Here is an 8,937-nt window from a genome sequence, read left to right as displayed (position 1 = left end):
TTGCCGGGCCCGGTCGATCCGGAACCGGCGAGCACGAAGGGAACGTCGAGTCGTCGGCACGCGGCGGCGACCAGCGCGACGTCCTTGCGAGGTTCGACGGTGCCGACCTGCAGCACGAACCGCTCGGGCAGCCCGAACCGCGTGCGGACCTCGGCGACCTCCGCAGCACCGGGCGGGACCGCCCAGGGCGCGGGCGCGAGGGGAGTGACGTGGGCGTCCCGTCCGCAGTGGGCGCGCAACCGGTCCGCGGTGAACTCGGAGACGGCGACGAGGACGTCGGCGCGACGCATCGCCCGGCGCAGCAGACGCCGCTCCCCGGCGGCGCGTCCGCGGCCGAACGCCCACGGCACGTCGAAGACCGACAGGTCGTGGAACGTCGACACGGTGGGGCCGCGCTGGGCGAGCGGCAGATCGACGTCGAGCGCGTGGAAGACATCGACGTCGCGCAGCGGGACCAGTCCCCAGGCGACACGCTGCGCCCCGTCGCACACCGGGCGTTCGACGGGCGTGACCCGCCCGGGCAGTTCGGCGCGGGCATCGCTCTGCACCACCGCCCGCAGGCTCGCCGACCCGAGCTTCGGAGCGAGTGCGTTCAGGAGCTCGCGAGCGTATGTCTGGACCCCGCTGCCGCCGGGGCGCAGCGCGAGGGCCCCGAATCCGATCCGGGTTCCGATCGAGACGAGAGTTGTTGTGTGAGAGCGCATCCGACAGTCCCTAGAAGTAGCCAGAAGTAGACGTCCAGCGGGAAGATTTCGAAATAGGTCGACACGGTCGACGCCACCGCGGCGGCGATCACCGACGCGCTGACGCCCAGTGCCAGCGCCGAGTCCTGACCGTGCAACAGTCGCGATGCCCGCAGCGTCGACACCGCCGCGGACACCAGCAGGAGGCCGAAGATCCACAGCCCGATCGGCCCGAGTTCGACCATGAGCTTCATGTAGTAGTTGTCCGGCTGGTACGGGATCCGGCCGAGCGCGATCGCCGCGTCGAGCGACAGCGTCGAATACAGCGGATCGGCGAGCTCGGCGGCCTTGTCCGCGGCGGCCCCGGTGGCACCCAGGCCCTGCCCGAAGGGATGCACGAACAACGACGAGACGGTGTCTGCCCAGCCGTCACCGCGCTCACCCAGACTCGACGACGAGAACAACGCGGACGTCACCGAACCCGGCACGAACAGCAGCGCGACCGGAAGCGCGACGGCACCGGCACCGAAGAGCACCAACAGCGCCCGGTGGCGATGAATCGCCAGCCACAGCAGCGCCGCCGCCAGCCCGATGTACGAGGCGCGCACGATCGTCACACCCATGCCGAGCAACATCACCGGCGTCGCGCACAGGAAGAGGGTGTTACGCAGCCGCCCCGGATCCGCGAGCGCGACCGCACCGCCCACGATGAGACCGATCATCACGAACAGCCCCAACGCGAACGGTCCGGTGAACGTGCCGAAACTGCGCAGGATTCCACCGGTCGTGCGGATGTGCTCGTCGTACGAGTAGCCGAGCGCGACCAACCGGTCCGCCCCGAGGACCTGCTGCGCGAGGCCGACGACCGCGCCGAACGCGGTCGTGCCCATCAGGATCGTGACGAGCCGGTCGCGGTCGCGGGCGTCGAAAGGTGTGCGCCACAGGATGATCGGGATGATCAGGTAGAAGTAGGTGATCTTCAGTGCGGTGACGGCGGCCGGACCGGACATGAGCAGCGCCGACAGTGTTCCGATCGCCACCCACGCGACCGCGGCGGGCCACCACGGCATCGACGGCGGCATCGTCCGGTCGCGGTTCGGGGTGACGAACGTGGCGAGCAACGTCAGGACCAGCACACCCTCCTTCCAGCCGGTCAGGGACGGTCCACCGGGCAGGATCGTCAGCAGGCCGTGCAGCGGGGTCAGCGCAGCGACGAGCAACAGCCCGTTCTGCGGCCGCCGGTACAGCAGCGCGAACAGCACTGCCGCGGCGGGGATCCCGACGGCAAGCAGACCGATCACCGGAGGACCTCCGCGGTGTGTTCGGTGTCCACGGTGCGTTCGGTCTCCACGGAGATCCCGAATCGGCGCAGCACCGTCTCGGTGGTCACCGTCCGGATCCGCTCGCGCAGGTCGCGGTGGAGCGCGGGATGGTCGCCGAACCCGACGGCGTGGATCTCCGGATCACCGCCGCGACGCCGCAGCCGCCGCAGCCCTTCCTCGCCGCGCTGGCCGACGAACCACGCGTGGTCCTCGGCGGACAGGATCACGGTGGTCGGAACCCCCGCCTTGCGCAGCGCCTCGAGCAGCACCTCCGGGACCTGCGTGACGCCGAACCGGCCGAGCAGCCGCCACGCCGGATACGGCAGGTGCCGCTGCAGCAGTGCCTTGATCCGAGCCCGCGCCGACAGGTCGCCACCGGCTTGATCGCCCGCGGGCATCCCCGGAGCCAGTTGTTCGCGCAACGACCGCCGGCGATACACCGACCACAGGATGAGGTCGGTGAGGATCACCGCGCGCGGCCGCACCCGCAACGCGACGGCCGCGGAATACCAGGCGCCGGAACACAACCCGGTCATCACCAGATCGCGCGGGTCCGCGACCGCCGCGTCGGCGGCGTCGCGGGCATCCCGGTCCGAGCCGTCGGAGTACAGGGCCACCGGATTGTCGGGGTCGACGACGCCGGTGTTGCCGGTGCCGCGCCGGTCGTACCGCACCGAGGACACCCCGTCCGCTGCGAGCGAGCGCGCGATCTCGACCCACAGCCTGCCCGGTCCGACGCGGTGCTCGTACGCGGTCGCGTGGAACAGGAGGGTGGGATGCGTCGCCCCGTCTCCACCGGCAGCAGCGTGCGTGCGGATCGCGAAGAGTCCGTTCGGCCCAAATTCCTCGAGGGTTTCGACGACAGGCCGGCCGTCGGCGGTCGACGCGACCCGCGCCCGGTCGCGCACCTCCAACCGGACCTCGGTGCCGGTGGCGGGGGCACCCTCGGCGATCCAGTCCGCGATCTCACGGATGTGTCCGGTGGGCAGGGCGACATGGAAGCTGGCGGGGTTGGTGAACGCCTCGTGGTCGACGAGGGTGATCTCGTCACCGTCGAGGGCGTCGGCGAGCGTGCGCACGGCCGGAGTGTCGGCCACGGCGGTGCGCACCGCCAGCAGCGTGCGGACGCCGGATAGGCGCGCCGGGTCGATCGTCAGTGCGCCGAGCGCGGACACGGCAGCCGGGTCGAGAACCCCACCGAGGATCGACACCCGCGGATCGGACGGATCGTCCGCGCCGATGCTCAACGTGTACTGGGCGCGCTGCTCACGCAGGTAGTTGCGGCCGGACAGAATCGGGTCCCACAGCACCATCGAATCGATCGCCTCCGTCGCAGCTGCTGCGGCGGCGATCAGCGCCCCGGACCGCAACCCGGCGAGGCAGATCGACGAGACACCGGTGGCGCGGGCCAGCCCGACCGCTTCGACGACACTGCGCAGCCACCCGGCGACCGCGTCCGGGTCGTCCTGTGCACCCGCCGAGTCACCGGCTCCGGCGTAGTCGAACCGCACCGCGAGCAGACCCCGATCGGCGAGGGACTCGGCGAGGGCCTTGATCCCGCGGTAGGTGTCGACGTGTTCCTTCCCGAGCGGTGGGCACAACACCACCGCGGCACGTGCACGGCCCGAGTCCGGAACGTGGACGATCCCCAGCAGAGGCAGATCGTCCGGACCGAACCAGGTCGGGTATTGCACGCCCATGGTGATTCTCCAAGTCATCCGGGGGTGATTCTGGGGGTGAAATCTCCGTGTCCGACCGTGGCGTCGGGTCGAATTCCGTTGATCTCACGATGTATTCGATCGGGCTCGGGACGTCCGGCGTTACCGGATCGGGTCGTCGCGGCCTAAGGTATCCGGCCGTGGCCGCGTCGTCGGCCCCGGAGGGATTTGTCATGCCTGGAGTTCTGGTACACGAATGGATCGAGCGCGACGGCGGTTCGGAGAAGGTTCTGGACGAGTTCGTTCGCTGCTTCCCCGACGCGGACGTGCTGTGCCTGTGGGACAACGCCGGCCGATACCCGGGCCGCACCGTCGTCGAGAGCGGACTCGCGCGCACCCCGCTGCGACGCAGCAAGGCCCTGGCGCTGCCGGCCATGCCGTTCGTGTGGCGCGACCGTCCGGGCGACTACGACTTCGCCCTGGTCAGCTCGCACTGTTTCGCGCACCACGTCTCGTTCCGCACGCCGCCCGCCGAATTCCGCAAGTACGTCTACGTTCACACACCGGCGCGCTACCTGTGGACCCCCGAACTCGACGAACGCGGCACGTCACCCGCGGCGCGGCTGGCATCGCCGGTCCTGCGCGGGATCGATCGACGCCGCGCACGCGAGGGGGCGCGTTTCGCGGCGAACAGCGACTTCGTGCGTCGACGTATCGAGAAGGCGTGGGACGTGGACGCGCGGGTCGTGTTCCCGCCGGTGGACACGCGCCGGATCACCGCCGTCGCGGATTGGCGTACGGAACTGGACGACGACGAATCGGCGCTGGTGGCGAGCCTGCCGGACTCGTTCGTCCTCGGCGCGTCCCGGTTCGTTCCGTACAAGCGACTGGATTGGGTGATCCGGGCTGCGGAGCGGGCCGGGCTGCCCGCGGTGATCGCCGGCTCGGGGCCGGAGGAGGCGCGGCTGCGCGAGCTCGCCGAATCGGCGCGGGTTCCGGTGCGGGTGCTGCGCCGCCCGTCGGATGCGTTGCTGTACACCCTGTATCAACGGGCGCTCGTGTACGTCTTTCCGGCGATCGAGGATTTCGGGATCATGCCGGTCGAGGCCCGCGCGGCCGGCGCCCGTGTGATCGTGAACAGCCTCGGGGGTGCGTCGGAGTGGTTGACCGAAGGTGTCGACGGCTTGTGCTTCCGCGAGGACCGCTGGGAGGCGGTTGCCGACTGCATTCCGGAGATCGATCGGGTTCCGCGTCCGTCGGCCGGTTCGACCGCGGATCTCTCGTCGGAACGGTTCCGCGCCGAAATCGTTGCATGGGTCGGAAACTGACGACGGAACCCACCGAATCGCCAGTGACGTGGGTCACGATTGCCGGTGTTTTTGCACCTTGATTGCACACAGTTGGTGGGGTAGCTTCGTCACCATTGGTGATGGGGTGAGTCCGGGGGTGCGGATTTGTGCAGGTTCTCCTCTTCTGGTGGATCGCACGCACACCCGTGGACCTGGGGGATGGCGGCCGGGGTATCGGGAGCGTCCGGCTCGAGTGTTGACGCTCGAGCTCGGATGATCCCGGTACCGCTGGCACGCAAGGAATTTCGACACCACACCTAGTTCTCGCATGGTCGTCCTGTATCTCCGGCGACCCGCATCGCACGAGCTCGATTCACCGTCGCGTCGTAGTTCGACGTCCGCCCTCGCGTGCCGTCCTCGAATCGGCGGTCGAAAACGTGAGGTGTCAAGGGTGATTCGAGGGTGAATTTCACCCGGGCCTGCGGGGAGTGGATGGGCGTCCGGTGTGGGGACATGGGGTGAAAACCCGGGTGATCGGCAGCGAGAGCGTGTGATCTCCTGCACTGTACGGGTTTTCGTGCACTCCAGCGTGCAAGCATTCGTGCCGCGGTGGCTCGGAAGAGCGATCGCCCGTCACACCGAGGGGTGCGGCAACTGTTCTGTTCGATCGCGTCGGGGGCCTGAAGGGGAGTACGTGAGGGAATAGCCGAAGATGGACGTTACGAATGGCACCGGTCCCGGTGAGCTGACGGATCGGATCTCGATCCGATCGACCGCGGAGGCGTCGGACCCCGGCTGGCGAAGCAACCGGCGTCAGTGGAAGGTGGCCTACGCGAGATGGCTGCGACTGTCCGATGTCGGCGTCGTCATCGCGGCGGTCGCACTGGCGCAATGGATTCGATTCGGGAACCCGGACCTTCGGATGTCGTTCACGGCGTCCGAAGCGCTCGACGAGACCGCCCTGTCGGTTGCGCTCGCGGCGATCTGGCTTCTCACCCTGTCGTTCCGTCGAACCCGTGACCCCAACGTGACCGGGAGTGGCCTCGAGGAGTACCGCCTCGTCACCTATGCCACGATGCAGTTCTTCGGCGGTCTCGCAATCCTGGCGCTCCTCGTCGAACTCGACGTGGTACGTGCATATCTCGCGGTCGCCCTGCCCGTGGGCCTGTTCGGACTGCTGATCTCGCGTTGGTGGTGGCGGCAGCACCTCGAGCGGCTGCGCGAGCGCGGCCGGTTCCAGAGCTCGGTCCTGGTGGTCGGTTGCGAGCGCGCCGCGCAGGCCATGGTGGAGTCCTTCGATCGAGACGCCGACGCCGGCTATCGCGTCGTCGGTGTGTGCACTCCCGGCTACTCCGGAGAGCACGGCCAGACGGTCATCATCGGTGGCCGCGAGATCCCGCTGCTCGGCGACGAAACCGAGGTTCTCCGCGCGGTCAAGCTGACCGGTGCGGACACCGTCGCGGTCGCGGCGAGCGGCCAGTGGGGCAGCGCCGACCTCGGCGATCTCGCGTGGGAACTCGAGCCCTACGGCGTCGACCTTGCGGTCGCGCCGGCGGTGATGGACGTCGCCGCGCCTCGACTGGCGATCAAGCCTGTCGGCGGTCTTCCCCTGATGCACGTCGAGGAACCGCAGTTCCGTGGTTCCAATCGGGCTGCGAAGACGGTGTTCGACCTCGTATCCGCGACGATCGCGCTCCTCGTGTTCTCACCGGTCATGCTGGCCGTGGCGCTGGCGATCAAACTCGGCGACGGCGGTCCCGTCTTCTACCGCCAGCAGCGAGTGGGCCTGAACGGAGAGATGTTCGGGATGTGGAAGTTCCGTTCGATGGTGGTCGGCGCGGACCGTCTGCAGGACGAGATCCGCGCGGGCGCCGGCCAGGACGACGCGACCTTCTTCAAGTCCTCGGCCGATCCCAGGATCACCCGTGTCGGACGCTTCATCCGCCGTACCAGCCTCGACGAGCTGCCGCAGCTGTTCAACGTCCTCCAGCGCGAGATGAGCATGGTCGGTCCCCGCCCACTGACACCCGGCGAGGGCGGCGACGTGCCGGGCTTCGTCGAACGCCGGATGCTCGTCCGCCCCGGCATCACCGGGTTGTGGCAGGTCTCGGGACGATCCGACCTGTCCGAGGCCGACCGGATTCGCCTCGATCTGTTCTACGTGTCGAACTGGTCGATGGTGCAGGATCTGCTGATCGTGGCGAAGACCGTCAAGGCGGTCGTCGCCAGCGACGGCGCGTACTGATCGGTGTCGGAGAGCGGTCCCGGCCGACCGGGGGCCGACCGGGACCGCGTCCTTCGGTAGTCCGGCCCGGACCGGGACCTTCAGAAGCTCAGCCGGGGACGCGCGGCCGGAACGGGCAGCCCGGTCGTCTCCCAGATGCGAGCCGAGTCGTAGTGGTGGTCGTGCCCGGCCAGATCGATGTTGCGTTCGGACAGTCCGAGTTCGGGCGCGCGGGCGACGGCCTCGTCGAACGTCAGACTCGTCTCCGGTAGGGGAAACGCGCCACCGGCCGCGAGTTCGGCCGCGATCTCCCGTACCGTCCGCGGCTCGGGATACGCCGCGTGCAGCACGGTGCCGCCCGGCCGAAGCGGCGGTGCCTGCCGCGCGAGCGCCGCGAGCAGCCGGCCGAGGTCTCCGACGCCGATGAGCGAGAGCACCGACCGGCCCTCGTCGACCCACGCACCCAGACGGGCGAGGATGTACGCCAGGCCGGGAGCGAACCAGCGGTCGCCGGGTCCGTACACGAAACCGACCCGGACCACCGTCCCCCCGTAGTCGAGCACGGCCTTCTCGGCAGCGAACCGGCTGATGCTGAGGACGGATACCGGGTTCGGGTCCAGAGTGCCCTCGACGATCCCGCGGTGCGGTCCGGATCCGTACACGCCCACCGTGCTGACATAGATCAGCGGCACGCCGCGTTCTCGAGCTGCCGCGACCAGGTGTTCGGTGCCGATCCGGTTGACCGCGTCGGCCTGTTCCGGGTCGCCACCGGTGTACGAGACGGCATGCACCACCACATCCGCGCTGCTCAACGCGCCCGGCAGGCTCGCCGGATCGGTGAGATCCGCCGCGACGACACGCGGAGCCGACTCGGCAACCGCGTCCGGCCGCCGTGCCACTGCGGTAAAGTCTGCCCCCGCACTGGTCAGGGCCTCGAGCACTGCGCTTCCGATGAATCCGGTCGCGCCGAAGAGTACGATTCGCGGCGCAGGCGGTACCGATCCGGGGGAGACGGATCGGGCTATGGTGTTCTGTGACCGGTCGGAAGCGGGGTTGTCAGCAAATTCCGTCACTATTCATCTCACTTGTCGGTTAGGGGCAGAGCGAACGTGGTCAGGCAGGCTCGGGCGAAGGCAACCAGACAACAGATCCTGATGGGCGCGGCAAAGGCTTTCGAGCAGAAAGGCTTCGAAGGATCGACGCTGGGCACAATCGTCGAGATCGCCGGCACCACCAAGGGCGCCCTCTACTTCCACTTCAAGTCGAAAGAAGAGCTGGCGCAGGCCATCATCGGAGAACAGCACCGCATCTCCATCGCCTCCGTCGACGCGATCGCTGCAACCGGTAGTTCCGCCCTCGAGCAGATGGTCATGCTCAGCTACGAATTCGGCCATCAGATGGTGCACGACCCTATCGTGCGAGCCGGTATCCGGCTGACCCTGGAACTGAGTGTGGTCGCCGGACCCGCCGAACCGTATCTCGGCTGGATCAGAGCGTACGAGGGACTTTCCGAGCGCGCCCGCGCCGAAGGTGACCTCCTCGATACCATCGAGCCGGACGTTCTCGCACGTTTCGGAATCGGCGCGTTCACCGGAGTGCAGCTGGTCTCGAACGTCCTGACCGGGCGAGAGGACCTCGAGCAGCGGCTGGACGAGATGTGGTCGCTGATGTTGCCGGGACTCATGCCGGCCGACCGGCACTGGAAGATCGCGACGATCCGCAGCGCACGGTGGTCCGCAGTCGCGTCGTGACGCCGATCGT

7 protein-coding genes are annotated in these 8,937 nt (G+C 68.7%); 3 read left to right on the top strand and 4 right to left on the bottom strand.

Annotation, left to right across the window (positions count from 1 at the left end; translation table 11 throughout):
- The 3 genes from ACN675_RS11960 to ACN675_RS11950 form a co-directional block, all read right to left on the bottom strand.
- Nucleotides 1–704 (bottom strand): glycosyltransferase (locus ACN675_RS11960; protein ID WP_420751071.1); only part of this gene is annotated, 704 nt, incomplete at its 3' end.
- Nucleotides 593–1,984: an O-antigen ligase domain-containing protein gene (locus tag ACN675_RS11955; RefSeq protein WP_420751070.1), complete on the bottom strand. Its 1,392-nt coding sequence runs from the start codon at nucleotides 1,982–1,984 to the stop codon at nucleotides 593–595. The genes ACN675_RS11960 and ACN675_RS11955, both read right to left, overlap by 112 nt.
- Nucleotides 1,981–3,705 (bottom strand): alpha/beta hydrolase, encoded by a 1,725-nt coding sequence (locus tag ACN675_RS11950; RefSeq protein WP_420751069.1) that lies wholly within the window; start codon nucleotides 3,703–3,705, stop codon nucleotides 1,981–1,983. Before ACN675_RS11950 ends, ACN675_RS11955 begins: the two co-directional genes overlap by 4 nt.
- 191 nt (nucleotides 3,706–3,896) lie before the next feature.
- Here ACN675_RS11950 and ACN675_RS11945 point away from each other — a divergent pair, with 191 nt between their 5' ends.
- Complete coding sequence (locus ACN675_RS11945) at nucleotides 3,897–4,991, top strand: glycosyltransferase (protein WP_420751068.1); 1,095 nt, start codon at nucleotides 3,897–3,899, stop codon at nucleotides 4,989–4,991.
- A 673-nt stretch (nucleotides 4,992–5,664) separates the two neighbouring features.
- Nucleotides 5,665–7,197 (top strand): sugar transferase, encoded by a 1,533-nt coding sequence (locus ACN675_RS11940; protein WP_420751067.1) that lies wholly within the window; start codon nucleotides 5,665–5,667, stop codon nucleotides 7,195–7,197.
- An 80-nt stretch (nucleotides 7,198–7,277) separates the two neighbouring features.
- Here the strand turns inward: ACN675_RS11940 and ACN675_RS11935 are convergent, their stop codons facing one another.
- Nucleotides 7,278–8,156, bottom strand: coding sequence for an NAD-dependent epimerase/dehydratase family protein (locus tag ACN675_RS11935; RefSeq protein ID WP_420751075.1), 879 nt, complete (start codon nucleotides 8,154–8,156; stop codon nucleotides 7,278–7,280).
- Nucleotides 8,157–8,285: 129 nt separating this feature from the next.
- Between ACN675_RS11935 and ACN675_RS11930 the strand changes: the two genes are divergently transcribed.
- A complete protein-coding gene (locus ACN675_RS11930) occupies nucleotides 8,286–8,927 on the top strand; it encodes a ScbR family autoregulator-binding transcription factor (protein ID WP_420751066.1) in 642 nt (213 codons plus the stop codon).
- The last annotated feature ends 10 nt before the right edge of the window (nucleotides 8,928–8,937 follow it).

The organism is Rhodococcus sp. O3, assembly GCF_048897285.1.
In the GTDB taxonomy this organism is placed as follows: domain Bacteria; phylum Actinomycetota; class Actinomycetes; order Mycobacteriales; family Mycobacteriaceae; genus Rhodococcus.
This window is presented reverse-complemented; position numbering and strand designations above follow the sequence as displayed.